This is a genomic window from Nocardia abscessus, assembly GCF_015477775.1.
GTDB classification, from domain to species: domain Bacteria; phylum Actinomycetota; class Actinomycetes; order Mycobacteriales; family Mycobacteriaceae; genus Nocardia; species Nocardia abscessus_A.
In genome coordinates, this window is sequence record NZ_JADLQO010000012.1 from 55,316 (window position 1) to 80,862 (window position 25,547).

27 protein-coding genes are annotated in these 25,547 nt (G+C 68.8%); 12 read left to right on the plus strand and 15 right to left on the minus strand.

The window, feature by feature from the left end; translation table 11 throughout:
* The first annotated feature begins 185 nt into the window (after positions 1–185).
* The 4 genes from IU450_RS26675 to IU450_RS26690 are packed head-to-tail and all read left to right on the plus strand — an operon-like array spanning position 186 to position 3,754.
* Positions 186–836: an ABC transporter permease gene (locus IU450_RS26675; RefSeq protein ID WP_195152666.1), complete on the plus strand. Its 651-nt coding sequence runs from the start codon at positions 186–188 to the stop codon at positions 834–836.
* Positions 829–2,025 (plus strand): ABC transporter ATP-binding protein, encoded by a 1,197-nt coding sequence (locus IU450_RS26680; RefSeq protein ID WP_195152497.1) that lies wholly within the window; start codon positions 829–831, stop codon positions 2,023–2,025. The genes IU450_RS26675 and IU450_RS26680 overlap by 8 nt, the downstream gene beginning before the upstream one ends.
* On the plus strand, positions 2,022–2,783 hold the full coding sequence (locus IU450_RS26685) for an ABC transporter permease (RefSeq protein ID WP_195152498.1): 762 nt from the start codon (positions 2,022–2,024) through the stop codon (positions 2,781–2,783). The genes IU450_RS26680 and IU450_RS26685 overlap by 4 nt, the downstream gene beginning before the upstream one ends.
* Positions 2,780–3,754 carry a glycine betaine ABC transporter substrate-binding protein gene (locus tag IU450_RS26690; RefSeq protein WP_195152499.1) on the plus strand — a complete coding sequence of 325 codons (975 nt, stop codon included), beginning with the start codon at positions 2,780–2,782 and terminating at the stop codon, positions 3,752–3,754. The genes IU450_RS26685 and IU450_RS26690 overlap by 4 nt, the downstream gene beginning before the upstream one ends.
* A gap of 219 nt (positions 3,755–3,973) precedes the next feature.
* On the opposite strand, the gene IU450_RS26695 is transcribed toward IU450_RS26690, so the two are convergent.
* Positions 3,974–4,612 carry a TIGR03086 family metal-binding protein gene (locus tag IU450_RS26695; protein ID WP_195152500.1) on the minus strand — a complete coding sequence of 213 codons (639 nt, stop codon included), beginning with the start codon at positions 4,610–4,612 and terminating at the stop codon, positions 3,974–3,976.
* Positions 4,613–4,700: 88 nt separating this feature from the next.
* Between IU450_RS26695 and IU450_RS26700 the strand changes: the two genes are divergently transcribed.
* On the plus strand, positions 4,701–5,672 hold the full coding sequence (locus tag IU450_RS26700; protein ID WP_195152501.1) for a helix-turn-helix transcriptional regulator: 972 nt from the start codon (positions 4,701–4,703) through the stop codon (positions 5,670–5,672).
* 13 nt (positions 5,673–5,685) lie between these two features.
* Here the strand turns inward: IU450_RS26700 and IU450_RS26705 are convergent, their stop codons facing one another.
* Positions 5,686–7,143, minus strand: a complete 1,458-nt coding sequence (locus IU450_RS26705; protein ID WP_324197837.1) for an MFS transporter — start codon at positions 7,141–7,143, stop codon at positions 5,686–5,688.
* A gap of 71 nt (positions 7,144–7,214) precedes the next feature.
* On the opposite strand from IU450_RS26705, the gene IU450_RS26710 reads away from it, so the two are divergent.
* Positions 7,215–7,697 (plus strand): MarR family winged helix-turn-helix transcriptional regulator, encoded by a 483-nt coding sequence (locus tag IU450_RS26710; protein ID WP_195152503.1) that lies wholly within the window; start codon positions 7,215–7,217, stop codon positions 7,695–7,697.
* Positions 7,698–7,712: 15 nt separating this feature from the next.
* On the opposite strand, the gene IU450_RS26715 is transcribed toward IU450_RS26710, so the two are convergent.
* Complete coding sequence (locus IU450_RS26715) at positions 7,713–8,528, minus strand: AraC family ligand binding domain-containing protein (RefSeq protein WP_324197838.1); 816 nt, start codon at positions 8,526–8,528, stop codon at positions 7,713–7,715.
* A 66-nt stretch (positions 8,529–8,594) separates the two neighbouring features.
* On the opposite strand from IU450_RS26715, the gene IU450_RS26720 reads away from it, so the two are divergent.
* Both IU450_RS26720 and IU450_RS26725 read left to right on the plus strand, forming a co-directional pair.
* Positions 8,595–9,521 (plus strand): DMT family transporter, encoded by a 927-nt coding sequence (locus tag IU450_RS26720; protein ID WP_195152504.1) that lies wholly within the window; start codon positions 8,595–8,597, stop codon positions 9,519–9,521.
* A gap of 9 nt (positions 9,522–9,530) precedes the next feature.
* On the plus strand, positions 9,531–9,845 hold the full coding sequence (locus tag IU450_RS26725) for a hypothetical protein (RefSeq protein WP_195152505.1): 315 nt from the start codon (positions 9,531–9,533) through the stop codon (positions 9,843–9,845).
* Here IU450_RS26725 and IU450_RS26730 read toward each other — a convergent pair.
* Positions 9,842–10,063 carry a hypothetical protein gene (locus IU450_RS26730; protein ID WP_043697454.1) on the minus strand — a complete coding sequence of 74 codons (222 nt, stop codon included), beginning with the start codon at positions 10,061–10,063 and terminating at the stop codon, positions 9,842–9,844. The two genes, IU450_RS26725 and IU450_RS26730, sit on opposite strands and share 4 nt — an antisense overlap.
* Positions 10,064–10,246: 183 nt before the next feature.
* Here IU450_RS26730 and IU450_RS26735 point away from each other — a divergent pair, with 183 nt between their 5' ends.
* Positions 10,247–11,311, plus strand: coding sequence for a class I SAM-dependent methyltransferase (locus IU450_RS26735; protein ID WP_324197839.1), 1,065 nt, complete (start codon positions 10,247–10,249; stop codon positions 11,309–11,311).
* Positions 11,312–11,345: 34 nt separating this feature from the next.
* Here the strand turns inward: IU450_RS26735 and IU450_RS26740 are convergent, their stop codons facing one another.
* The 8 genes from IU450_RS26740 to IU450_RS26775 form a co-directional block, all read right to left on the minus strand.
* Positions 11,346–11,930 carry an NADPH-dependent FMN reductase gene (locus IU450_RS26740; RefSeq protein ID WP_195152507.1) on the minus strand — a complete coding sequence of 195 codons (585 nt, stop codon included), beginning with the start codon at positions 11,928–11,930 and terminating at the stop codon, positions 11,346–11,348.
* 83 nt (positions 11,931–12,013) lie between these two features.
* On the minus strand, positions 12,014–12,385 hold the full coding sequence (locus IU450_RS26745; protein WP_174186256.1) for a hypothetical protein: 372 nt from the start codon (positions 12,383–12,385) through the stop codon (positions 12,014–12,016).
* Positions 12,386–12,396: 11 nt separating this feature from the next.
* Positions 12,397–12,873, minus strand: coding sequence for a roadblock/LC7 domain-containing protein (locus tag IU450_RS26750; protein ID WP_324197840.1), 477 nt, complete (start codon positions 12,871–12,873; stop codon positions 12,397–12,399).
* On the minus strand, positions 12,870–13,700 hold the full coding sequence (locus tag IU450_RS26755; protein ID WP_195152508.1) for a hypothetical protein: 831 nt from the start codon (positions 13,698–13,700) through the stop codon (positions 12,870–12,872). The genes IU450_RS26750 and IU450_RS26755 overlap by 4 nt, the downstream gene beginning before the upstream one ends.
* Positions 13,690–14,043, minus strand: coding sequence for a hypothetical protein (locus IU450_RS26760; protein WP_220135733.1), 354 nt, complete (start codon positions 14,041–14,043; stop codon positions 13,690–13,692). Before IU450_RS26760 ends, IU450_RS26755 begins: the two co-directional genes overlap by 11 nt.
* 473 nt (positions 14,044–14,516) lie before the next feature.
* Complete coding sequence (locus tag IU450_RS26765) at positions 14,517–14,858, minus strand: hypothetical protein (protein ID WP_195033452.1); 342 nt, start codon at positions 14,856–14,858, stop codon at positions 14,517–14,519.
* 101 nt (positions 14,859–14,959) lie between these two features.
* A complete protein-coding gene (locus tag IU450_RS26770; RefSeq protein ID WP_195152509.1) occupies positions 14,960–16,909 on the minus strand; it encodes a VWA domain-containing protein in 1,950 nt (649 codons plus the stop codon).
* A 25-nt stretch (positions 16,910–16,934) separates the two neighbouring features.
* Positions 16,935–18,329, minus strand: coding sequence for an ATP-binding protein (locus tag IU450_RS26775; protein ID WP_195152510.1), 1,395 nt, complete (start codon positions 18,327–18,329; stop codon positions 16,935–16,937).
* 85 nt (positions 18,330–18,414) lie between these two features.
* On the opposite strand from IU450_RS26775, the gene IU450_RS26780 reads away from it, so the two are divergent.
* Together IU450_RS26780 and IU450_RS26785 are read left to right on the plus strand one after the other, a co-directional pair.
* Complete coding sequence (locus tag IU450_RS26780; RefSeq protein ID WP_195152511.1) at positions 18,415–18,576, plus strand: CopG family transcriptional regulator; 162 nt, start codon at positions 18,415–18,417, stop codon at positions 18,574–18,576.
* Between the two features lie 12 nt (positions 18,577–18,588).
* Complete coding sequence (locus IU450_RS26785) at positions 18,589–18,927, plus strand: VOC family protein (protein WP_195152512.1); 339 nt, start codon at positions 18,589–18,591, stop codon at positions 18,925–18,927.
* A 34-nt stretch (positions 18,928–18,961) separates the two neighbouring features.
* On the opposite strand, the gene IU450_RS26790 is transcribed toward IU450_RS26785, so the two are convergent.
* From IU450_RS26790 to IU450_RS26800, 3 genes are all read right to left on the minus strand, one after another.
* Positions 18,962–20,590 (minus strand): hypothetical protein, encoded by a 1,629-nt coding sequence (locus IU450_RS26790; protein ID WP_195152513.1) that lies wholly within the window; start codon positions 20,588–20,590, stop codon positions 18,962–18,964.
* Between the two features lie 243 nt (positions 20,591–20,833).
* On the minus strand, positions 20,834–21,862 hold the full coding sequence (locus tag IU450_RS40070) for a transglycosylase SLT domain-containing protein (protein ID WP_228835169.1): 1,029 nt from the start codon (positions 21,860–21,862) through the stop codon (positions 20,834–20,836).
* 288 nt (positions 21,863–22,150) lie between these two features.
* Positions 22,151–23,680 (minus strand): FAD-dependent monooxygenase, encoded by a 1,530-nt coding sequence (locus IU450_RS26800; protein WP_195152514.1) that lies wholly within the window; start codon positions 23,678–23,680, stop codon positions 22,151–22,153.
* A 461-nt stretch (positions 23,681–24,141) separates the two neighbouring features.
* Here IU450_RS26800 and IU450_RS26805 point away from each other — a divergent pair, with 461 nt between their 5' ends.
* Positions 24,142–25,272: a transcription termination factor Rho, short form gene (locus tag IU450_RS26805; protein WP_416382910.1), complete on the plus strand. Its 1,131-nt coding sequence runs from the start codon at positions 24,142–24,144 to the stop codon at positions 25,270–25,272.
* Positions 25,273–25,547 lie beyond the last annotated feature (275 nt).

The window sequence follows — 25,547 nt, forward strand, 5'->3', positions numbered from 1 at the left end:
CTCCGTACTGCCGACTGTCGACCGTACCGAATGCAACGCGCGAACCCGCCGAACAGTTCCGGCCGCACCCCACGGCAGGTTTCGATTCCACGGCGACAGGGCAACCTCTACGAGCCGAAATCGTTTACGGCACCGGGACAACCGCGCTAGTCTCCGGAGAGACCAGCCGATGGGGAGGTACGGCCCTGGACACGCTGTGGACATTCATCGTGCACCGCCGGCACCAGTTGCTGGTCGACTCCTACCTGCACGTCTCGGCCGTGGTGCAATCGGTGCTGCTGGCCACGGTGGTCTCGGTGCTGATCGGAATCCTGGTCTACCGCAGCCCGCTCGGCTCATCGATCGCCTCCGCCCTGGCCGGCGCGGTGCTCACCGTTCCGTCGTTCGCACTGCTCGGCCTGTTGATCCCGGTTCTCGGCCTCGGTGTCGCACCGACGATCACGGCGCTGGTGGTGTACGCGCTGCTGCCGATCATGCGCAACACCATCATCGGGCTCGCCTCGGTGGATCCCGCCGTGACCGACGCGGCGCGCGGGGTCGGGATGAACCGGCTGCGCGTACTCGCCCGGATCGAACTGCCGCTGGCCTGGCCCGCCATCCTGGCCGGAATGCGGGTGAGCACCCAGCTGATCATGGGGATTCTCGCGCTCGCCGCCTACGCCAAAGGTCCCGGGCTGGGCAACCTGATCTTCTCCGGACTCGCGCGCCTCGGCAGCCCGAACGCGGTACCGCAGGCTCTGGTCGGCACGATCCTCGTCGTCGTGCTCGCCCTCGTGCTCGACGGGATCTACGTCCTGATCGGACGGCTCACCACCTCGAGGGGAATTCGTGACTGACACCGAAACCAGCGGCGCCGCCGCGTCGGTCGTCTCCGGCGTCGAGATCGTGCTCGACTCGGTGACCAAACACTATCCGGGACAACGTGATCCGACCGTGGACCGGGTCTCGCTGGCCATCCCGGCCGGTGAGATCGTGGTCCTGGTCGGACCGTCCGGCTGCGGCAAGACCACCACCATGCGGATGATCAATCGGCTGATCGAGCCCACCTCGGGCACCATCACGATCGACGGACGCGACGCGGCCACGATCCATCCCGACCGGTTGCGCCGCGGCATCGGCTACTCGATCCAGCAGGCGGGCCTGTTCCCGCACCTGACCGTCGCGAAGAACGTCGCGACCGTGCCCGGTCTGATCGGCTGGGACCGGCGGCGCATCGCGGCACGGGTCGAGGAGATGCTGGAGCTGGTCGGTCTGGACCCGGACACCTTCCGCGACCGCTATCCCCGCCAGCTCTCCGGCGGCCAGCAGCAGCGGGTCGGCGTGGCCAGGGCGCTGGCGGCCGACCCGCCCGTGCTGCTCATGGACGAGCCGTTCGGCGCGGTCGATCCGATCACGCGGGGACTGTTGCAGGACGAGCTGCTGCGCCTGCAAGGCGAACTCGGCAAGACGATCGTCTTCGTCACCCACGATTTCACCGAGGCGGTCAAGCTCGGCGACCGCATCGCCGTCTTGGGCGACCGATCCGAGATCCTGCAGTACGACACGCCCGCGGCGATCCTGGCCGACCCGGCCGACGAGACGGTCGCCGGGTTCGTCGGCGCGGACGCCTCGCTCAAGCAGCTGACGCTGACCCGGGTCCGGGACGTCGAACTCGGCGACTGCCCCACCGCGAGCGAGCAGGACCCGGTCGAACAGCTGCGCGCCGAGCTCGCCGACCGGGACTGGCCGTGGGCGCTGGTGCTGGACGCTCAGCGCCGCCCACGCCGGTGGGTTTCGGCCGGACAGCTGGCGCACGCCGCGTCCTTGCGCGACGTCGGCTCGCCGGTGCCGGAGACGTTGTCGCTGAAATCGACCCTGCAGGACGCGCTCGAGGCACTGCTGACCTATCAGAACGCGACCGCGGTGGTGACCGGGACGCGCGGCGAGTACGCCGGGCTGATCACCATCGACACCTTGATCGGCCATCTGTCGGCCCTGCGCGCCGAGCACGGCGCCGACCACGCCGCGGCGGACGGCGCGCCATGACCACGACAGCGTCACCCGCCGCCCAGCGCAGGGCCGAGCGCATCCGGCTGGTCGCCCAGCCCGCGCTCGTGCTCGCGCTCACCGCGGGCGTGCTGGTGTGGGCGTACGCCCGCGACCTCACCGTCACGCAGCAGGCCAGCCTGAACGCGGGCAACGTCGCGACCGTCACCTGGCAGCACGTGCTGATCACCGCGACCGTGGTGCTGATCGTCGTCGCGGTGGCCGTCCCGCTCGGCACCCTGCTCACCAGGCCGGGATTCCGCCGCCTGGCACCGGTTTTCGTCGGCATCGCGAACATGGCCGCTGCCGCACCGGCCATCGGCCTGATCGTGCTGTTCTATCTGGCCACCCGCACCACCGGCTTCTGGATCGGCGTGGCGCCGATCGCGCTCTACTCGCTGCTTCCGGTACTGCGCAACACCATCCTGGGTTACCAGCAGGTGGACCGGACGCTCGTCGACGCGGGCCGCGGCCAGGGGATGTCGGCGGCGACCGTGCTGCGACGCATCGAATTTCCGCTCGCGGTGCCCTACATCCTGGCCGGGCTGCGCACGTCGCTGGTGCTCGCGGTCGGCACCGCGACACTGTCGTTCCTGGTGAGCGCGGGCGGGCTCGGCATCCTGATCGACACCGGCTACAAGCTGCGCGACAACGTGACCCTGGTGGTCGGCGCGGTGCTGGCGGTGGCACTGGCCCTGCTGGTGGACTGGCTCGGCGCGCTCGCCGAAGCGTTCCTCGGGCCGAGGGGGCTGAAATGACCCGGGCGTGGCGCGCACTCGCGCTCGCGCTCGGTATGGCGCTGGTGGCCGCCTGCGGGCTGCAATCCGGCGGCGCGGTGCCGCTGCGGGTCGGTCCGGGCAGCATCGGACCGGTGCCCGAGCTCGAGGGCGTGCGCGTGACGGTGGGCTCCAAGGATTTCACCGAGCAGAACATCCTCGGGTATCTCATCGAGTTCGCCCTCTCGGCAGCGGGCGCCGACGTGCGCGACTTGACCAACATCCAGGGCTCCAACAGCGTGCGCGACGCCCAACTGCACGGGCAGATCGACATCGCCTACGACTACACCGGCACCGGCTGGATCAACTACCTCGGCAACGAGACGCCGGTGCCGGACGAGATCGGCCAGTTCGAGGCGGTTCGCGACGCCGACCTCGCCGAGCACGGCATGGTGTGGGCGGCGATGGCGCCGATGAACAACACCTACGCGCTGGTCATGAGCGCCCGGACCGCGCAGGAGACGGGCGTGCGGACGCTGTCGGACTACGCCCGGCTGGTCGGCGCCGACCCAGCCGCCGCGTCCATCTGCGTCGGCACCGAATTCAACGTCCGCCAGGACGGATTCCCCGGCCTGACCCGCAAATACGAGATCGACGCAGGCAAGGTGCGCAAGCAGATCGTCCAGGACGCCGTGGTCTACCAGGCGACCGCCGACGGCAAACAGTGCCGCTTCGGCTCCGTCGCCGCCACCGACGGACGCATTCCGGCGCTGAATCTGGTGCTGTTGCAGGACGATCGCGGCTTCTTCCCGAAATACAACGCCGCGCTGGTGATGCGCGCGAGTTTCGCCGAGGCGCATCCGCAGGTCGTCACCGTGCTGACCCCGATCTCGCAGCGCCTCACCAACGAGACCATCACCGAGCTCAACCGGCAGGTCGACGTGGACGGACGCGAACCCGCGGATGTGGCGCGGGATTGGATGGTCGCGCAGGGTTTCGTCACCCCGCGCTGACCCTCGGCACACACGGGTTACTCGGCCGGGCGAGTGCCGGGAACCGCCCGCGCCCGATCAGCACGGTTCGGCCCGCGACACCTTCGGTCGCACCATGCCGATGAACCCGGAGACGCCGGCCCAGGACGACGAGCTCTTGTCGCTGTTCGGGTTACCGTGTGACCGACAGGTTGCCGGTCGCCGCACCGGGCGGGCGACCGGCAAACCGCCTACCGGCGCTCAGGCGCGCGGCTCGCGGCCGAGGTAGCGCAGCAGGGCCGCGACGGCGGTGCTGTCGGCCGGGCCGTCCACGATCGCGGCGTACGCGCCCCACTGGCGCAACGGTTCTACGATCTCGGCCGCCTCGCCGCTCCCCGGCGCCGGATGGATCGCGCGGGCCGCGGTGAGCAGATGACCGGCCAGTTCGTCGGTCAGCGGCGAGGGCTGGCCGGTGGCGACCGCGATGTCCCAAGCGTGTACCGCGGCGTCCAGCGCGCACATGACCGCGGCGACCGGGGTGGCGAGCGCGCCGTGCGGCAGCGGCGTCGGCACGGTCCCGGTGGCGTCGTCGACCGTCGCCCAGGCGACGGAGGTCTGCTCGACCGCCTCGCGCACCAGGTCCGACGCGGTCCCGTCGATCGCACCCGAGGGGGCGAACGGGTTGTACGCCGGCCCGTCGCCGATGCCGAGGAACTTCGCGAAGGCCAGCTGATCACCCGCCGCGTGCTGAACGACCTGCGTCACATCCCATTCCGAGCACGGGGTGGGCAGGTGCCACTGGTCCGCGCCGACGCCCGCGACCACGGTCTCCAGGGCGCGGTAGGAGTCGGTGAGCACATCGCGCCAGACGGTCTGCAGGGCGGTGGAGGTGGCGTTCATGTCAGAGCCTTTCGCTTCGTTCTTGCTGCTGACACCAGCCTATGCGGCAATTAGGTTATTTCTGTTCCTAATAGTGCGAGGAGAAAAAGTGGCCTCGACCACGACGCGTCTGCTGCGGTTGCTGGCGCTGCTCCAAGACCGCGCGTACACCGGGCGCGAGCTCGCCGAGCGCCTCGGCGTCACCGATCGCACACTGCGCCACGACATCCAGCGTCTGCGCGAGCTGGGCTACCCGGTGCACGCCACACGCGGCGCGATCGGCGGCTACCGGCTCGGCCGCGGCACGACCATGCCGCCCCTGCTGCTCGACGACGACGAGGCGGTGGCCGTCGCGGTCGCGGTCGGGCTCGCCGAAGACGGCTCCACCGGCATCGCGGACATCGCGGAGCACGTCACGAAAGCCCTGGGCAAACTGGATCAGATCCTGCCGAAACGCTTGCAGCGCAAGGTGTCCGCACTGCGCGAGGCGACGGCGATCGGCCCGGCCACGACCGGATCGCGGGAGCCGGACGCGCCGGTGCCCGCCGCGGTGCTCACCACCCTGGCCGGCGCCATCCGCGACGGCGCGACGGTCCGGATCGCGGAAGCCGGAAGCGGATCCTCCGTCGAGATCGAGCCGTACCGGTTGATCAACTGGCAGCGCCGCTGGTATCTGGTCGCCTACAGCTTGGAAAACCACTCCTGGCGCGCGATCGCGCTGGCCGGGGTCCTTCGCGCCGAGCCGAATTCCCGCCGTTTCGCCGCCCGCTCACTCCCCGACCACGACCTGGTCGCTTTCGTCATGCGCCACATCGCCACCACGGGGTGGAAGGTGCAGGCTCGGGTCACCGTGCTCGCGCCCGCCGAAACCGTTGTCGCCCGGATCAACCCCGCCGTCGGCGTGGTCGAGGCAGTGAACGCGGACACCTGCGTCCTCTACACGGGCGCGGACGCGCTGGAGACGATCGCCATCTACCTGTCCATGCTGATGATGGACTTCCGCGTCGACGGCCCGCCGGAACTCGTCGCCCACATCCGCACCCTCGGCCGCCGGTACACCGCTGCCGTCCCGGACGCCTGAATCCCGGACGAGGTCAGGAATGCCCGGTAGTGGTCGCCGCGTCGGCCGTCTTCCGCATCGGGATCAGCGCGGTCAGGGCGATCGCGACCAGCGCCGCCGCCATCGCGATGAGGAAGGTGGTGTGGAACCCGTCGCGCGAGGGCAGCAGGTGCGGGCCGAACTGGATGGTCATGTGCGCCAGCACCACGCTCATCACCGCCGCCGAGGTCGAGGTGCCGATCGAGCGCATCAGCGAGTTCAAGCCGTTGGCCGCCGCGGTCTCGGTGATCGGCACCGCGCCCATGATCAGCGCGGGCATCGCCGCGTACGCCAGACCGACGCCGCCCGCGACGATCACCGAGGCGAGCATGATCTCCCAGACGCTGTTCATCAGGACCACCGCGCACAGGTAGCCGACGGCGATCACCGACGACCCGAGCGCGAGGGTGACCTTCGGTCCCCGGCTCGCCGACAGCCGCGCCGACACCGGGGAGAGCAGCATCATCACGAAACCGGTCGGGGCCAGCGCCAATCCCGCGCTGACCATGGACAGCCCGAAGCCGTATCCGGTCTGCTCCGGCGCCATCAGCAACTGCGGGAAGGTCAGCGACATGCCGTAGAGGGAGAACCCGACGGCGATCGAGGCGACGTTGGTGAACAGCACCCTCGGGCGCGCCGATACCCGCAGGTCCACCAGCGGCGAGCGTTGACGCAGTTCGAAAGCGCCCCAGCCGAGGAACACCACCACCGAAACGGCGAACAGGATCAGGATCGGCGCGCTGGCCCAGCCCCAGTCCGCGCCCTTGGTTATCGCGACCAGCAGCGCGAGCAGCGCGACCGACAGCCCGATCGCGCCGCCGAAATCGAACCGGGCGGGCGTCCGCACCGGCGACTCCGGCACGAACGCGAAGACCAGTGCGGCGCAGAGGACGCCGAGTCCGGCCGAAGTCCAGAACAGCACATGCCAGTCCGCGTTCTGCGCGATGGCCGCCGCGACCGGCAGGCCGATCGCGCCGCCGACGCCGAGCGTGGCGCTCATGATCGCCATCGCGGAACCGACCCGCTCGGCGGGTAATTCGTCCCGCATGATGCTGATGCCCAGCGGAATGGCCCCGACCGCCGCGCCTTGGAGGGAGCGGCCCACGATCTCGGGCAGCAGGGTGGAGAACGACGCGCAGACCACCGAACCGGCCACCAGCAGAAGCAGATTCGCGAACAAGACGCGGCGCTTGCCGAACATGTCGCCGAGCCGGCCACTGATCGGGGTCGCCACCGCACCCGCCAGCAGTGTGGCCGTGACGACCCAGGAGGCATTGGATGCCGAGGTGTGCAACAGGGCGGGCAGCGACGGAATGATCGGAATGACGAGCGTCTGCATCAGCGAGACGACGACACCGACCATGCCGAGCGTCGCGATGAGCAGTGCCGGCGCTGGACCGCGCCGATCGCCGGAACCGGAGACGGTCGAGGACGCGTCGGCAGATACAGTCACATATGCACGGTACATATCATGTGTATGGTGCACAATTTGATCTCGGCGTGATGCGCGCGACATAGTGGGGCATGTCCGATTTCGGCTCAGGCGACAGCGCAGCGCTGACCCGTCTCGCCTTCGAACTCTCGCTGCTGTCCAGGCACTTCCCCGCCGCCCTGCTACGCCGTCCCGGCTTCCGGCTGGACCGCTCGGCATATCTGATCCTGACCAGGCTCGAACTTGACCACCCGCTGAGCCTGCGCGAGCTGTCCGAAGCGTTCCGATTGGACATTTCCACGATCAACCGTCAGGTCGGGGCCATGCTCAAACAGGGATTGGTCGACCGGGTGCCCGACCCCGACGGCGGCATCGCCCGCAAGATCCGCGCCAGCGCCAAGGGATTGGACTTCCTGGCCGCAGACCGCGTGCAGAGCCGCCTGGGTATCGGCGCGGTGGTAGCCGAATGGAGCGACGCCGACGTCGATCAGTTCAGCAGGCTCATCGCGCGCTTCAACCAGTCGGTCGAAGACCGAGAGGACAACCCATGGCCCCGCCCGCAGGGGCTGGAGTGAGGCCGGATCGAACGGTCACGCCGCGGCGTACACGCCGGGGGTGATGGCGTAGCAACGTCGAAACCACCGGGTGAGGTGGGCTTGGTCGGCGAAACCGGCGGCGGTGGCCGCTTCGGCGACCGGACGGCCCGCCGCGATCAGGCGCCTGGCCGCGCGCAAACGCAGTAGACGCTGGTAATCGCTCGGCGCGAGGCCGTAATTCGCCCGGAAGGCGCGGTACAGCGCGAACCGGCTCGCGCCGCTCGCCTCGACCAGGTCGTCCATGGAGAGCGGGTCGAGATAGCGGTCGTCGAGGACGGCGCGCACGCGACGTGCGACGGCCGCGTCCGGCCGGGCCGTCGAGCGAACCTGCGGCCGCCGTGCCCCCCGCTGCACCAGCGCCGCGACCGAAGCGGCCAGCGCTTCGTCGGCGGCGAGTTCGGTGGCCGGGCCGGTCAGGCTCGCGCAGAGGCGGCGTAGCGCCGAGGTGAGCACCGGATCGCGCAGCACCGGGTCGGCGAACAGCGGCAGCCCGGTCGGACGGCCCGCCTGATCGGACAGCAGGTCGGTGACCAGCTCGGTGCCTATGTGCACGATCGAGTAGGTGAAGCCCTGCTCGGTTGTGCTGTGGCCGTTGTGCGGCTCGTCCGGGTTGAACGCCATCACCATGCCCGCCGCGCTGGTCCGCGCTGCACCGCGGCAATCGAAGCTCTGCGCGCCGAACTCGGTGAAGCCGAACGAGTAGGTCTCGTGGCTGTGCGAGTGATAGACGTGCCGCTCGAAGTGCGCGTGCATCAGTTCCACCGGGCGGTTCGGCATTCGCCGGTACCGCACCCACTCACCGTCGGCCACCGTCCCATTGTGCGCCGCGCACCAGCGTTCAATACCGCGGGGCGATGGCTCCGCAGGATCGGATCCGTGCGTATCCGATTGTTGCTCGTTGTGGTCGTGGCGTTGTGGGGCAGCGCCTTCGCGTGCTCGAAACTCGCGATCCAGGAGATCCCGCACGAGGTGGCGGGATTCCTGCGCTTCTTCCTCGGCGCCGTCGTTCTGCTGGTCGCCCTGCGTATGCCCAGGATCGCGGTACGGGACTTCGGGCGTGTGGCGGCGCTCGGCCTGATCGGCGTCTTCGGCTACAACTTCCTTTTCTTTTTCGGACTGGCCATGGCGCCCGCCGCGGACGGCAGTGTGATCGTGCCGATGGCCGCGCCGGTCATCACCGTCGCCGTCACGGCCGTGCTGACGCGCACCCGGCTGCCGCTGGCGCGCGCCGTCGGGATCGCCGTGGCGGTCTGCGGCGGCGCCGTCTTCTTTCTCGGTATTCCGTCCGGCGGCGCTCACCGGCTGCTCGGTGACCTCCTCTTCCTCGCCGCGGCCGCGTGCTGGGCGTGCTACACCATGTTCGGCGCTCCGGTCCTGGCCCGCCTCGCGGCCCCGGCCGTCACCGTATATGCCACGGCCACCGGCGCTTTGGCACTGGGCGTGGTCGCGCTGCCGCACCTGTCCGGCGTGGCGTGGTCCGAGCTCGGCCCCGGGTTCTGGCTCAACCAGGCATATCTCGGCGTCCTGCCGACCGCGCTCGCGTACGTCCTCTACTATCGCGCGGTCGGCGAGGTCGGCCCGGCGACCGCCGCCTCCGCCATGTTCCTGGTTCCCGCCTTCGGCCTCGCCTGCGCGTGGGTGCTGCTCGGCGAATCCATCGCGCCGGTCCAAGCGCTCGGCGCCGCACTGATGTTCGCCGGAGCATGGCTCAACACCCGCGACGGCAAGCCGCGTGCGGCCGTCGTGCCGACGATCGAACCGGATGCCGACAATTTGCCCCTCTCGCCGGGAGCGCGGCGCTAGGCTCCGCCCATGCGAGAGGTACATCGACCGAAGGGAACCGCGTGGTGGGACAACTACCTGGTCGCACTGGTCGGTCTACTTCTGGCCGGCGGACTGGCCTTCGCCGCCGTCACCGCGGCTCAGGCGGGCGCGTATCCACTGGCGATTGCCCTGGGAGTGCTGGCCATTCCCTTCGCCCTCCCCACGGTCGTGCAGATCGTGAGCGAACTCGTCGTCTACCTGACCCTGATCGGGCTCGTTCTGCTCCTGCCCGCGCTGCTCGTCAGCCCGGGATTGCGCAGGTGGGGGAAGAAACAGTGGCAGAGCCTGACGCAGTTCGGCTAGCCGCCGCAGACCTGCCGGTGCGCATTACGCAATGCGACCGCGAGCGGCTCCTGCGACAGGCCGTAGGGGTCGATGCTGTTGCGCACCACCCAGATGGCTCCGCCCACCACCAGGCACAGCGGAGTCGGTGGCTGCGACGGCGGATTCGCCTGGGCGATCGCCGTTCCCCCGGCCATGAACGAACCGGCGATCACCAACGCCGCGAGCATTTTTCGCATCGTGGAGTCCTTTCGTCGCCGCACAGCGTACGCCGGATCCCCCCTACCGAACCGAGGAATCCGGAGTCTCGGACGAAACCGGTGTGCGGGTCAGCGCTCCGTGCCGGGTGCCGCCCGTTGATGCCCGCAGACGGCTCGGCGATCTCGAACCGAAGGTGGTATCGACAGAAAGAAGGTTGCGACGTGAGCAGTGACGCGCCCACCGCCGAGCAATTCGCCGATCGCGTGGTGGCATCGGCCCTCTGCGCCATCGACATGCTCGCGATCCATCTGGGCGATCGGATGGGCTGGTATCGAGCACTGGCCGAGCACGGTCCCGCCGACGCCGCCGAACTGACCGGCCACGGGGGCGGCGACGAACGCTATGCCCGGGAATGGCTGGAGCAACAGGCCGCCGCCGGGATCCTCGCCGTCACCCCGGACCGCCGGTTCGAGCTGCCCGAGGGCGCCGCGGAGGTGCTCACCGACGCCACCAGCCTGAACTATCTGGCTCCGTTGGCGCGCATGCTGGCCGCCGCGGCGGTGCAGTCACCGGCACTGCTGCGGGCCTATCGGGACGGTGGCGGCGTCGGTTGGTCGGAGTTCGGCACGGACATGCGCGAAGCGCAGTCCGACATGAACCGGCCGTGGTTCGAGCAACGGCTCGCCGCCGCGCTGGCAGAGGCCCCGGACATCGCCGCGGCACTGTCGGAGCCGGGCGCGCGGGCCGCCGACGTCGGTTTCGGCGGCGGCTGGTCCAGCATCGCGCTGGCCAGGGCCTTCCCGGACCTGAGCGTCGACGGCTACGACATCGACGACCCGTCGGTGGCCATGGCGAACCACCACGCCGCGCAGGCCGGTCTGTCGGATCGGGTGCGGTTCCACCGCGCCGATGCCGCGTCCGCCTTGGGCGAGCGGACCTACGACGCGATCTTCGCCTTCGAATGCCTGCACGACATGCCCTATCCGGTCCAGGTACTGGCCGCCATGCGCCGGGCGCTGCGTCCCGGCGGCGCGGTGGTCGTCATGGACGAGGCGGTGGCGCCCGAGTTCCGGGCGCCCGCCGACGACCTCGACCGGCTGATGTACGGGTTCAGCCTGCTGATCTGCCTGCCCGACGGACGCGCCCATCCCGGCTCGGCCGCCACCGGCACCGTCATGCGCCACGACACCCTGCGCCGTTACGCCCACGAAGCGGGCTTCGCCGGCGCGGAGGTGCTTCCGATCGCGGACTTCGGCTTCTGGCGCTTCTATCGCCTGATCCCCTGAGCGCGCCCCGTCGACGAGCCGAACCTCGCAAGCGTCACGCGGTATAGGGATGTTCGGCGCGGGCCGACCGCAGCGCCCTGCCCCACCAGAACAGCTGGCCGAGCAGTTGATCGGCGGCCGCGACCGGCATTTCCGGGTCCGTCGGCTGTCCAGCGGCATCGAATCGCCTCCCGGCATCGTGGAAGCTCACCGTGTCGCGCACGGTGACCGCGTGCAGTTCGGCGAAGACGTGCCTGAGGTGCTCCACGGCACGCAAGCCGCCGGAGATGCCGCCGTAGGAGACGAATCCCACCGGCTTGGCCCGCCATTCGGTGTAATGCCAGTCGATGGCGTTCTTGACCGACGCCGGATAGCTGTGGTTGTACTCGGGTGTCACGACGACGAAAGCGTCCGCCGCGGCCAGTCTGGGGCCGACCGCTGCCAGCGCCCGCGCCGCCTCGGGTTCGGGACTGTGGGAAAGATGTTCCGGCAGAGAAGTTTCGGCCAGATCGATGACGTCCACGATGACGTCATCGCGCCGGTCGGCGTGTTCGACGAACCATTTCGCGACGGTCGGGCCGAAGCGGCCCGCACGAGTGCTGCCGATGATGACGGCGAGCTGGATCGGATTGTCAGGCATGGCACATTCCCTTCGATGCGTATCGATATGGGAACAGCCTCGAGCCTGAACAAAGGTTCAGGTCAAGTCGGCGCGATCGCCGGTCAGACCTCCAGTTCCTCCTCGATGCCCTTCAGACGATGCCGGGCCATCGCCAGGTTCGCCCGGCCCCGGTCCAGCGCCAGGTAGAGGAACAGGCCCTTGGACTTGCGGCCGGTCATCGGCCGGATGATGTGGTACTGGCCGGACAGCGTGATGAGGATGTCCTCGATGTCCTCCTTGAGACCGAGCTGGTCCATGGTGCGCATCTTGGCGCGCACCACCTCGGTGTTGCCCGCACCCGCGACCTGGAGATCCAGGGACTTGGAACTGCCGAGCATGCCCAGCGCCATGCCGCTGTTGTAGTCGACCACGGCGGCGCCGATCGCGCCGTCGATCACCATCATGTCTTTGAGTGCCAGATCCATATTGGACATATCTGTTCCTTTCAGTGGGTTTTCGTTGCCTGTTCGCTTCCCGCGTCGGTCGCTACCGGCGTCAGCAAGTCGGCGATCGCACGGGCCGTCGGGCGGGATTCCAGATGCAGCCTGCCGATGTTCACCTCGGGGGCGGCCAAGACGGTCAGCGAGGTCCAGCCCGCCGCGTAGATCACCACGTGCCCGCCGGTGCCGTGCACCACGACCTCGCTGAACCCGCCGCCGTGCGCGGTGCCGGCCAGCCGGTGCGACAGCGACAGCTGCGAGGCGGCCATCGCGGCCATCCCGTTGGGCTCGATCTGCGGAGGCAGATCGTGGGCGACCAGCAGCCCGTCGTTGGACGCCACCAGCGCGCCGGTCAGCCGCGGGACCCGATCACGCAGTGCCTTCAGTTCCGTGAGCACCGCCGCGTTCGGTTCGGGTCCGGACATCGCCACCTTGGTCAACCTTCCCATCAAATCGCCGAGCAGTTTCTTCCGCGCGGTCACGCGAGCTCCTCCAAAGCCGCTTGCAGGCGGACGAGCAGGTCGCGGTCCGGCGGCTCCGAACGATCGGCGACGGGGACCGGCGCCGAGTGCCGCCCCCGGCGTCGCGGAAGCCGTCCCGGCTCGGCGGGAGCGCGGGCGATCGCTACGGGCTCGGCGGTCGCCGGCGCGAGCACCGCGGGCTCGACCGCCATGGGAGCCGACGTCGCGCCGGGCGGCTCGATCAGTCCCGCGGCAGTCAGATCCCGCACCGCGACCAGACATCCATAGGTGGTGCGGCCGAGCTCACGACCGATCCCCGCGACGCTGCGCTGGGCGTCGGCGGCGGCCAGCACCTCGGCCTGACCCCCGGTGAGCATCACGCGCCGTCGCCGCACCCGCCGGACCGGGATGACCGGGACGCGATCGACCAGTTCCGCGGGCCACGGCCCGGACTCCGGATCGCCGCGCCGCGCGCACTCCTGTACCAGCGCCCGGGGCGTGATGTGGCAGACGGGAGCGAGCCAGTGCGGTGGCGCGGGCCGGAATTCCGGAACGGCCGGCGTGGCCAGCAAGAAGTAGGCGGCATCGAAAACCGACAGCATCGCGAGCGTTTCCAGCCGTGGCCGCCCCAGCACACGACCGGGATCACCCGACCCGGCGCGCCTCCAGTCCTCGGCGGTCGCCACCCCCGCCTCGACGACCAGCCGGTCCAGCCCGGTGGTACGCCTACAGTCGGCGGAAACGATCGCGCCTTCGGCGAGATGAAACGCACCGTCGCCCGCGTGCAGCACCCCCGTTCGTCCTTCCTGCTCCAGCCGCCGCAATTCGACCGCGAGTTCAGGGCTCATCGCCGTCCTCGGCCATTTCATCGAGAATTCCGCGGAGCTGGTATCGCGCCATCGCCAGATTCCCGGTGTCCTCGTCGAACAGAACGTGCACGAAAAGCCGTCCGTCGAAGTCGCCGTTCACCAGGTTCAGCAGGTGATATCCGCGGGTACCGCAGACGATGATCTCGGTGACGTCGTCGCCGTCGGTGGACAACGCCGGACAGGCGAGCACCGCGCGCACCACATCCGTTGTGGCCGCGGCGTCTTCGTGCTCGTCCACGAGGTCGTGCCTGCCGTCTGCGGCGATCGCCAGACCGCTCGCACCGTCCACCAGCGTCACACTGCGCGCACCCGGAATATCCATGATGCGTTTCAGAGAGCCGTCGATACCGATCACGCGCCACCACTTGTCATGTGAGGGGTTTACGGGTTCCAGACGCTACACACGGGCGCGGCGGGCTGTACAGCAAATCGGGGAGAAATTTCCGGTAAAAATTATTTTCCCTGGCAGCGCGGAATAATACCCTTCGGTATTCAATACCTTTTGGTATTCAATACCCGTCGGTTTTCCATGGTGACATACCGGATCCGGCCACAATAAGTCCTCGATACGGCCACCCGACTGCTTCCGTGCCACTTACACGACACGACTGCGACTATTCACGCACGGCCATGCGCCGCCGGAACCACACGGGCACACGCAGTTTCCCGATGTGGCGCCGCGACCCGGCACGCGGGCCCTGCTCGCCCAACAGCCACCTCGTAGCAATTACAAGATCGGCGACATGCCGATGCGGGCGGACGCGGACTCGGCCGCGCCGCCGGATGCCGGACGGGTCAGCCGCCGGTGATGCCGGTGGAGATCTTGACCACGACCTTGTCGTCGGTGACCTCTTGCACCGTGACGGTGCTCCCGTCGGCGGTCTGGGTCTCCCCGACCGGGACGGTGACCTCCTGACCGCCCACCGACAGGGTGACCAGGTTGCCGTTCACGGCAATGAGTTTCGCTTCGATACCCAGGATGCTCGCTCTGGCGTCCACACCGCGGGCGAAGGTCACCGTGCAACCGCTCACGGTGCAATCGGTCTTCGTACCAGGGCCTTCCGTTGTGCAGGCGGCCACGCCGAGCGGAGTCACCAAGGCGAACAAGGACACTGCGACGAGCCGGCGAAGAACCACACGCTCAGTGTAGAGCCGATCGACCGCCCCGTCCGGCGCATCCGCTTCGTGCGGCGGACCCGCCGTCCGTCACCGAAGACACCGCGCGGCGCGGGAGAACTTCAGCGCCTGCCGCGCAGGTAGTCGCTCACCACGGCGGCGCCGAGACCGTCCAGGTCCGGCGCCACCACGCGGCCACCGCTGCGACGGGCCACCAGGTCGACGAACGCGGCCAGGCGCGGGTCGTCACCGAGCATGAACACCGTCACCGACGCACCCAGTTTCGCCAAGGCATCGACCTGGGCCATGGTCACGGCCAGCGTGCGCTGCTCAGGTGGCCAGTTGAAGTACGCCTCGCCATCCGGCTCCAGATGCGCCGTCGGCTCGCCATCGGTGACGACGAGCACGACGGGCACCGCGTCCGGATGCCTGCGCAGGTGCGCCGCCGCCAACAGCAGCGCGTGGTGCAGATTGGTGCCCTGCTCCCACACCCCTTCCAGCGCGGTCAGTTCACCGATGCCGACGGTCGTGGCGTGCCTGCCGAAGGTGATCACGCTCAGCGCGTCGGAGCGGAACCGGGTGCCGATCAGGTGGTGCAGCGCGAGGGCGGTGCGCTTCATCGGCACCCACCTCCCGTCCTGCACCATCGACCAGGACGTATCCACGCACAGCGCGACGGCGGCCCTGGACCGCTGCTCGGTCTCCATGATCTCGACATCGGACACGTCCAGCGTCACCTGGCGGCTGCCCGTCGACGCCGACCGCAGCACGGCATTGCGCACGGTGCGCGACACGTCCCACGGCTCGGTGTCGCCGAATCGCCATGCCCTGGAACCGCCCGTCGGCTCGCCTGCCGCACCGGCCAGGGCCGTGTCCCGTTCACCACGCCGGGACCGCAACTGCCCGATGACGTCACGCAGCGCCACCTCGCCGAGCCGCCGTAAAGCCTTGGGCGTCAACCGCAACGAGCCGTCCTGCGCCCGCTCGAAGATGCCTTGCCTGCGCAACTCGCGCTCCAGCTCGGCCAGCCGCGCCGCGTCCACGCCTGTCTCCGCGCCGAGGTGGCGCGCCAACGCCTCCAGATCGATGTCCTCCAGCCGCGCACCGGCGTAGGTCTGGCCGAGTTGCTCGGCGAGTGCGTCGAGTTCGGCGAGATCCTGTAGAGCCTGCGCGCCCGCGCCGAGGCCCAGCGGGTCCTCGCCGCGGAAGCGCCGTCCGGACTCCCAGTCCTCGCTCGGGCGCAGCGCTCGTAGATGCGCATCCAGCGCGGCGACCTGCTGGGCGATCCCAGGGTCGCCGAACGCCTGGCCGATCAGCTCGGACAACTCCGCGCGCTGCTGCTCGGACATCGAATTCATCATCCGCTGCGCGGCGGCCGCGCGGGCGGCGAGCGCGTCGATCAATTCCTCGGTGTCGCGCGGGTTCTCCGGGAAGAACTCGCCGTGCTCGGCCATGAACTCGGCGAACCGCTGCTCGGTGTCCTCGCCGCGCGCGTGGGCGGCGAGCAGGTCGTTCAGGTCGGACATCATCCGCCTGACCCGCTCGACGTCCTGCGGCGTGGTGTTCCGCAAGGCCTCTTTCATGCCTTGGAAGCGCGATTCGAGCAGCTCGCGGCCGAGCAGGTCGCGGATCTTCCGATAGTTCTCGCGGCCGGTTTCCGACCGCCAGGGGTACTCGGCTAGTTCGGTGACGGCGGCGGCCGTGCTCGACGGCAGCGCGTCCAGCTGCGCCTCGGCGAACCTGGCGTCGTCGGAGGGGTCGGGGAACAGCGCGCCGCGCTCGGCTTCCAGTGCCTGTTCCAGCAGTTCCCGGACCTGCTGCAATGTGCCGTCGAGCCGGTGCCGCCGGGAGATCTCCGCGCGGCGCTGCCACAGTTTGCGCGTCAGCTCCTCCAGCCCCGGCATGCTGCGGGTGCCACGGCGCAACAGCTCTTGCAGGGCGTTGCGCGGCGAGCTGCCCTCCATCACCTCGCGGCCGATCCGGTCCAGGGCCTCCCGCAGGTCCAGCGGAGGCGCCAAGGGGTCGGGCCCGTCGTGGTAGGGGCCGTAGGAGTAGCGGTCCGGCGTCGTCACGACGCCTCGCCGGGAACCGCGGCGGTCATCGTCCGTACACCGCCGTGCCGTCGTCGGAGTCCTTCGCGATCTGGCGGGCCAGGTAGAGCGCCTCCAACGCGAATTCGACGGCCGAGGCGATCCGGGGCGGCGGATCGGCCGCGTCGACGCCGAGCCGTCCGGCGACCTCGTGCAGGATCGGCAGCTCGGGCAGCGCCGAGAGCACGTCCTCGCCGGGCACGCGTTCACCGGTGGTGACCAGGTGCCCGTCGCCGACCGCCTCGGCCAGCGGCCGCAGGTTCAGACCGCCGAGCAAGGCCCGAGCCGTCTCGGAGAACGAGCGGCGCAGCAGGTGTGTGAGGTGTTCCTGTTCACGGCCCTCCTCGCCGGACTCGAACTCCAGCTTGCCGCGCAGCACCGCGGGCACGGATTCGAGGTCGACCGGACGCGCGACCGCGGGACGCTCGCCGGTGACGGCCGACCTGCGCAACGCCGCCGCGGCCACCGTCTCGGCGGCGGCGACGGCGAACCGCGCGGAGACGCCGGACCGCTGGTCGATCGCCGACGACTCGCGCAGCTGCCGCACGAAACGAGCGAGCACCTCGATCAGCGGATCGCCGACCTCGGCCACCAGTTCGGCCTCCTGACGGACCAGAGCCACTTCGGCCTCGACGCTGAGCGGGTAGTGGGTGCGGATCTCCGCACCGAACCGGTCCTTCAGCGGCGTGATGATCCGGCCGCGGTTGGTGTAGTCCTCCGGGTTGGCGGTGGCGACGAGCAGAACGTCCAACGGCAGGCGCAGCGTGTAGCCGCGGACCTGGATGTCGCGTTCCTCCATGACGTTCAGCAGCGCGACCTGGATGCGTTCGGCGAGGTCGGGCAGCTCGTTGATGGCCACGATGCCGCGATGCGCTCGGGGCACCAACCCGAAGTGGATGGTCTCGGGATCGCCGAGACTGCGCCCCTCGGCCACCTTGACCGGATCGACGTCACCGATCAGGTCGCCGACGGAGGTGTCCGGCGTGGCGAGCTTCTCCGCGTACCGCTGCGAGCGATGCCGCCACGCGACGGGCAGATCGTCGCCCAGTTCGTCCGCCAGCCGCCGCCCGGCCGGGCTGATCGGGTCGAGTGGGTGCTCGCCCAGTTCGGCGCCCGCGATCACGGGTGTCCACTCGTCCAGCAGGCCGACCAGGGAACGCAGCAGCCGGGTCTTTCCCTGGCCGCGCTCGCCGAGCAGCACGACGTCGTGCCCGGCGAGCAGCGCGCGCTCCAGTTGCGGCACGACCGTCCGTTCGAACCCGACGATGCCGGGCCACGGGTCGGCGCCGGAAGCCAGCAGGGCGAGCAGGTTCTCGCGGATCTCGGTCTTCACGCCACGCGGTAGGTAGCCGGCCGAACGCAGCTCGCCCGCGGTGGTGGGCAGGTGTGCGGGAACTTTCACGAATTCGACGCTACGTCCATTCCGCCATCGGGTCGACCGGGAACGGCCACACCCAGCTAGCTTGCTAGCATGCTAGCATCGGCGGGTGGGCGACGAGGAAGTGAAGCAGTTCAACGTGTACCTGCCGATCGGACTGATCAAGCAGGTGAAATTCCGCGCCATCGAGTCGGGCACGTCCTTGTCCGCGCTGGTGGCGGAGGCGTTGCGCGCCTACCTCGAGGACACCCAAGGCAACGATCGCGACTGAAGGAGATTCGCTGTGACGACGAAGGGCATCGAGGGCGTGCACGTGGAGACGCACAACTGGGGGAAGACGGCGCGGTTCTTCCTGGCCCTGGGCTACGAACCGGAGTTCACCACCGACCACAACTCCGGCATGTTCCGCAACGGCGACGGACCCTACGTCTTCATCGCGGAGATCCCGAACAACCGGACTCCCCGGACGCAGCTGATCCTGACCGTCACCGACGCCGACGCGTTCCCGCCGGACAGCGACCTCGACGTGGTCACACCCTTCGAGGCAACCCATTACGGGACAAAGGAAATGACGGTGCGCGACCCGGACGGGCGTACGTGGAGTCTGCAGGCTCAGGGCTGAGATCGCCGAACTCCACGAGACAACGCCGAGTCGCCTATCGAATAGTGAGCTGAGGTTCGCCGTTCGCGCGCGGCGCTGCCGCAACGGTCGTGTCGTCGGTTTGGGGCGCGATCGGTGACAGGTCCGCGGCCACGACCGGTATGACCTTCTCCATCCGCGCCGGGCGATCGTTGTCGTCCGAGCTGGGCACGTAGTGCTGGGCCACGCCCGCACCGATCGGCTCCAGCGCACGGGCATCCGGCTCGGAGTGCGTCTCTGCGGTCTCCGACCGCACCGCGTGCTCCTCGGCGGCCGCGCGTACGGTAACCGCCTCAGCGACGTCAGGACGCGCCTCGGCGGTCTCCCCGCGCGCCCCCTGCTCGTCGGCCGTCTCCGCGAATCCGGCCGGGCTCGGTTCGGGCAGCGCAGCGGTGGGGTGCTCCCCCGGCTGCTCGGGCGACTCCGGCTGCCTGCTGAACCGAATCCGGTCGAGCGTCTGGCGCACCGCCGCCGCCAATCGTGCGTCCAGAACGGCCTCGTCCGCAGTGGCCTCGGCGGGCGCTTGCGCACCGTCCTCGGCAACGGCGACGGGCCGCTCGATCACTGGAAACGGCGTCGTGGCCAGCCACAGCTCTGTGAGTTCCGGCGCGGGATCGGGGGCAGGCGCGGCGGTTTCGGAGGCAGGCTGCACCGCCGCGGTCCGTTCGTGCGGCGGCGCATCGGCGGGCTGCGCCGAGCCGGCGGCGCCTTCGGCGTTCGAGGCAGGCTGCTGCGCGGTGGCAGGCTCGTGGTGAGCGGGCGCCTGCGGCTCCATGAGAATGCTCGGCAGGATCTGGTTTCCGGCACCGCCGACCTGAGTGAGCGCCGCCAGTCGCTCCTGGAGATCTTCGTGATCCGGTACGGCGGCGGTCGCCTGCTCGATCGCGCGCCCGTATCGCTCCGCGACCAGCCGGTGGGTGACGAGCGCGACGCCGATCATGATCGGCGCGATGGCGTGGATACCGATTCCGGCCAGGTCGCCTACTCGAAAGTACGGGAAGGTGTTCAGCGCGATGCTCGCCGTCAACAGGACGCCCTCGACGGTGTAGACCTGCCACAGCCGATCGATCACACCCCACTCGGCGGTATCCCCGGTGGACAGCATCAGCGCGACGAGCACCGCACTGATCAGGGCTTCCAGGCCGTAGGACAGCCAGAACATCGGATTGGCCACACCGCCGGTCGGCGCGATGTTCTGCTGCACCGTGACCGCGGAGAACAACATCGAGAACGCGACCACACCCGCGAGCAGCCCCAGCACCCGCGGCTTGCGCTGGTGCAGGCGAGCGACTTTCGCGTGCGGGCTACTGCTGTGGCGCTGCTCACCGATCGCCTGCGCGGCGCGAAGCAGGTCGGCGGCCTCGCGTTCGGCCAGCTCGGCGGCCGTGCGCCGCACCCGCTCCGCGGCGTCGGCGGCCGCCTGGATGCGCGCCCGTTTCTCATGGCGTTCGTAGTCGCGCACGAGCTCGGCCAACTCACGGGAGGCGGCGAGCTCACGCTCCGACAATGCTTCGAGCAGCGCAGGATCGTCCTGGTGGGCCAACCGCTCATGCGCGATCTGCACCCGATCCGGCAGTGCGCCGGCCACCAGATCATCCACCGGCGGCGCCCCAGTGGGCGCCTGGGTCGTGAAACGACGGAACATCAGCAAAGAACCTTTCCGACGATCGAGTGTTCCAGACGCAGCGCGCCATAGCTGCCTCGGCCGTCGACCACTTCCGCCGAACCGGACGACCGACCCGGCCCAGACCGAAAAGATAACCCGTCATCGAAATCCGTTCGACCCGACGAGCAAACGAGCCAGGTCGGAGGCCGTCGCCGGGTGACGGGACGAACCGCCCAGGACAGAGCTCGGGCCGCGACGCGGATCTCCTCGCGCGATCGTCGCTCAGTAGCCTTTCGGCGAACGGTTCGGATCGGCCTGCTGGACCTTCGCCTGCAGGTCGTGGCCGTCTCGGGAGACGCCGTATCGTTCCATGACATAGTTCATACTCGCGGCGACATTGGCCACCGGATCGTGAATGTTGTTGGACGTTCCGGCCACGTGATAGGCCGAGAACGTGCCAGGGATGGTCTGGGTAAGCCCCCTGGATGCCTTCCCCGCGGCGGCGTTGCTGTCCCAGTTGTTGACGGCGTTGGGGTTTCCGTTCGATTCCCGTTCGATCAGCACCTGATAGCCGCGCTTCCAGTATTCGCGGGCCACCGGATCGGTGATACCGAGTGCGTCCAGCGCGCCCTCGATCGCGGCGTCGACCGACACGTTGCCCTGGTAGCGGGCGTAGTCGGCGGTCGTCGCGGCGGGCACGAAGCTCGGGCCCGGCGAGTAGCTGCGCTGCATGTAGTTGCTGGGCACGTAGTTGCTGCCCGCGGACGCCGGACTGTACGTCGGGGTGGAGCCATTGATGTTGTTCGCGTGGGTCTGGACTTTGTCGTTGGCTTTCTCGATCTCGTCGTTCACGTTGTCGATCGTCTTCAGCACCGTGTTCGCCAGGCGCCTTTCGACGTCGCGGTCGATGAATTCCTTGTCGGGGCTCGGTTTCGGGGCCTCGCTCAGGGCGGACTGCAGATCCGTGACGTGCTGCTTGACCGCCGCGAAAGCGCCGCTGGAGGTGTCGTAGGCTCCGTAGGCGGACAGGTCGACGCTGTTGTCCTGCTTGTGGATTTCATCCTTGATGTCGCGAAACTCTTGCGCGCGGTCGGAGTAACCATCGGCCATGACGGACTTGTTCTCGTCACCGGTGACGAGCTTCTCATCGCGCAGCAGTTTCAACAGATCCGGCGCCTGCGAAGGCGAGCCCGTCGCCAGCAGATCCGCGGAGGTCTGAATCGCCTCCCGCGTCGCCTCGAGGAGACCGATGAAACCGGGGCGCACGCCTGCGGGCGGGTCGAGCTTCACTATCCAGCGTTCAGGGCTCATCGCGGCACCCGAACCCGGGTCGGCTGCCGACCTGCGAACACCGCCATCATCACCTCACGCCTGACAACCTTCATCAGGCCCTACGCGGCCTGCCACTGCGACACCCCGAGTATCGCGCAGCGGGGAATCGCCCATTCCCGATACTGGGAGTAGCCGGCAGCGCTCGGCGAAACCGCAGCTATCGACCCGATGGGACGATAGCTGCGGCTGTCGCGTTCTCGTGGCGGTATCCGGTCGGCTGCTCAGGTCGGCCGAACGACGATCGGCACCGTCATTTCGAGGGTGCGGTCATTTCGAGGGTGCGCCGAACCAGGAGGACAGCGCTTCTCGCAGCGCGAGCACGTCGGTGTCCGCGGATCCGTCGACGGGTGCGGCCCAGGCGATGTGGGCGTCCGGGCGGATCAGCAGAGCATCGGCTGGTCGGTCGTCGGTTTTGGCGGTGCGGATGTCGATCCGATGCTGCCAGTCGCGGGCCACCTCGCGGAGGTCCGCACGGTCAGCGAGGTCGAGCAGGACAGGCCGTGCGGTTCGCATGAGTTCCGCGACGCTGGTGATGCCCTGATCGGTGTGCAGGGTGAGGTCGGGCGCGAAGGTACCGGCCGAAGGGTGGTGGTCGGAGCCCGGCATCGGATAGCGAATGTCGGTGTGGCCCACCAGGGCGCCCATCCGGCGCAATGCCGGCTCATCGACGAGCAGTTCCCGGAAGACCTGCCGAAGCGCTTCGGCCGCCGGGTCGTGTCCGCGCCGCAGCGCCACCTGAGCTCGGGTCTGCAACCGCGCCCGTGCCCCGGCGAAGTGGCGCTCGTCGTGATAGGTGTCCAGCAGGCCTGCCTGCGCCCAGCCGTGGATGTCGGCGCCCAGCTTCCAAGCAAGGTTGACCGTGTCGAGCATGCCGACATTGAGCGCGGTGCCGGTGGCGGGGAACAGGTGGGCCGCGTCGCCGGCCAGCAGGATCCGCCCCTCGCGGTAACGTTCGGCCTGCCGGTCCTTGAAGGTGTAGCGCGTCAGCCGGGTCGGTTCGCCCAACGGAAGCTCCGCGCCGAGCACGCGGCGAGCACTGTCCGCGAGCTCAGCCGAGGTCAGCGGCTCGTCGTCGTCGTATTCGCCGGGCTCGTCCTCGGTGGTTTGCAGGAACATGACCCCGGAATCGACCGCGAAGGCGAACACACCGCGGTCTGTTCGCGTGAAACCCGTGTGGATCCTGCCCAACCCGGGGACGTCGATGTCGCCGTTGTCGAGCACGGTCACCGAATCGTGCACGGCGACCTGGCCGAGTCTGTTGACCTCCGGATACGTGGTACCGGAGAACGCGATTCCGGCCATGTCGCGGACCCGGCTGCGCCCGCCGTCGCAACCCACCAGATATCGGGCGGTGACCTGGTACGGCCCGTCCGGCCCACGCACGTCCACGGTCACCGTGGCGTCGTCCTGGCTCAGCCCGACCACGTCGTGTCCGCGACGGATCTCGGCGCCGAGTGCGCGGGCGCGTTCGTCGAGCAGTCGCTCGATTTCCAGCTGTGGGATCGGCAACGCCCGCATCGGGGGATCAGCCAGGTGTGTGAAGTCCAAATACAAATTGCCGAACGGGAATCGGGGAGCCAGGTTGGGGTCGCTGCTGGCCGCCTCGAACTGGTCAAGTAGGCCGCGGTAGCGCAGCAAGTCCAGGATCCGCCCGCCGAGACCGCTGGCCTTCGGGACATCGCGAGGTTGCGGATGCCGCTCCAGCACCAGCGGACGCACGCCGGCCAGGCGCAGTTCGCCTGCCAGCATCAGACCCGTCGGGCCCGCGCCCACGATGATCACATCGGTATCCGTCACTCGGTACTCCCATTTCCACTGGTTCTTGCAACGGTCAGCGATTCTGCGGCATACCCCGGGCCTTGCCGCAAGCCCCCCGGTGCGCTATAGATTGAAAACGGAAAGAGGAGCATCTGCTCCGTCACCTGCCCGAGTAACCGCAGACGTTGATCCGCCGGGCGCCTCGCCAGCCGGTCGGCGGCATGGAACAAACGGGCGCTATTGCGTGTTGTTGCTAGTGCCGCTACTGTAGGTGCGGTCTCCATCTTGTGGATGTAGGTGACAACTCCCTCCCACAAGAGTCCACATTCGCCACGGCGGTCTCGCATGCCGTGCACCCGGCACAGTGTCCGGGCTGGACGGATTCCAGCCACACGCCACGTCGGCACGTGCAGCGAGCGCCATTCCCAGCAGGCGGCATTCACGGCGGCCCGCCGCACCCATAACAAGCCTCAGGAGAAGAAATCATGCAGGACAACACTATTCGCAAGACAACTGGAGAGAGCCGGACGACGTCGGTCACCGGCATCCTCGACATCACCCCCAACCACGCCTCGCTGCACGTCGACGGCTATCTGCCCGGGCCCAACGACGCCCACGTGCCGCCGCGTTCGATCCGCGAGCACGGACTCCGCCGTGGCGATATCGTCACCGGCACAGTCGGACCCGCACGTGATGGCGCCAAACTCGCGCCGCTGATCCGAGTCGAGAGCATCAACGGTCTGCCCCCCGGTAATGCCAAGTCGCGACCGCACTTTTCCGACCTGGTTCCCATCTATCCCCAGGACCGTTTGCGGCTGGAGACCGAGCCGCATGAGCTGACCACGCGCGTCACCGATCTGGTCATGCCGATCGGCAAGGGTCAGCGCGCTTTGGTGGTCGCACCGCCCAAAGCGGGCAAAACGTCCGTGCTGCAGTCCATCGCCCACGGCATCGCCAAGAATCATCCCGAATGCCAACTGATGCTGGTACTGGTCGGAGAACGCCCGGAAGAGGTGACCGACCTGTCCCGCACGGTGCCGGCCGAAGTCGCCGCCGCCACCTTCGACCAGCCGGCCCACGAACACATCGCGCTCGCCGAACTGGCCATCGAACACGCCAAACGCCTCGTCGAAACGGGCCGCGACGTGGTCGTACTGCTGGACTCGCTGACCCGGCTCGCCCGCGCCTACAACCTGGCGGCCGCCGGTTCCGGCCGCATCCTCTCCGGCGGCGTCGACGCCGGGGCGCTCGCGCCACCGAAGAAATTTCTCGGCGCCGCACGCAATATCGAGAACGGCGGCTCACTGACCATCATCGCCAGCGCCCTGGTCGAAACCGGCTCACTCGCCGACACCGTGATCTTCGAGGAATACAAGGGAACCGGAAACGCCGAACTGAAACTCGATCGGCACCTCGCCGACCGCCGCCTGTTCCCCGCGATCGACATCGACCGCTCGAGCACACGCAAAGAGGAACTGCTCCTCACCCCCGATGAACTCACCGCAACCCAGTCCCTGCGAAAGACCCTCGCGGGCCGGGACCCGCGCCAAGCAATCGAACTACTACTGACCGGCCTCTCGCAAACCGAAACCAATCACGAATTCCTGACCCAGATCCGGGCCGCAGGGTGAGCCGGTGCTGGGCCTACCAGCGCCGAGTACCTCGCTCCTGGCCGCGGGCTTCTTTCGGACCTGCGGTGAGGTAGGTCCGCAGGCCCAGGGTCGATAAATTGCAGCGCCATAAGGGGAACGCAAGCCATCCGTACACGAACCAAGCGAAGCAACGTAGATTCACGATCGCGCGGCCGCGAGTTCGGCTGATGAACGATCGATTAAAGGAGCGACGAAGATCAGGGACGCGCTGCTTGATAGGCGTGACAAGTCACGAGCGGCTGAGCTGGCACGTA

Bases quoted from the DNA above. Each gene is read 5' to 3' on its own strand.
- IU450_RS26685 (WP_195152498.1), top strand. From the start codon at position 2,022: ATGACCACGACAGCGTCACCCGCCGCCCAGCGCAGGGCCGAGCGCATC.
- IU450_RS26760 (WP_220135733.1), bottom strand. From the start codon at position 14,043: ATGGATATTCCGGGTGCGCGCAGTGTGACGCTGGTGGACGGTGCGAGC.
- IU450_RS26710 (WP_195152503.1), top strand. From the start codon at position 7,215: ATGTCCGATTTCGGCTCAGGCGACAGCGCAGCGCTGACCCGTCTCGCC.
- IU450_RS26755 (WP_195152508.1), bottom strand. From the start codon at position 13,700: ATGAGCCCTGAACTCGCGGTCGAATTGCGGCGGCTGGAGCAGGAAGGA.
- IU450_RS26725 (WP_195152505.1), top strand. From the start codon at position 9,531: ATGCGAGAGGTACATCGACCGAAGGGAACCGCGTGGTGGGACAACTAC.
- IU450_RS26740 (WP_195152507.1), bottom strand. From the start codon at position 11,930: ATGCCTGACAATCCGATCCAGCTCGCCGTCATCATCGGCAGCACTCGT.
- IU450_RS40070 (WP_228835169.1), bottom strand. From the start codon at position 21,862: ATGAGCCCTGAACGCTGGATAGTGAAGCTCGACCCGCCCGCAGGCGTG.
- IU450_RS26745 (WP_174186256.1), bottom strand. From the start codon at position 12,385: ATGTCCAATATGGATCTGGCACTCAAAGACATGATGGTGATCGACGGC.
- IU450_RS26790 (WP_195152513.1), bottom strand. From the start codon at position 20,590: ATGTTCCGTCGTTTCACGACCCAGGCGCCCACTGGGGCGCCGCCGGTG.
- IU450_RS26690 (WP_195152499.1), top strand. From the start codon at position 2,780: ATGACCCGGGCGTGGCGCGCACTCGCGCTCGCGCTCGGTATGGCGCTG.
- IU450_RS26695 (WP_195152500.1), bottom strand. From the start codon at position 4,612: ATGAACGCCACCTCCACCGCCCTGCAGACCGTCTGGCGCGATGTGCTC.
- IU450_RS26730 (WP_043697454.1), bottom strand. From the start codon at position 10,063: ATGCGAAAAATGCTCGCGGCGTTGGTGATCGCCGGTTCGTTCATGGCC.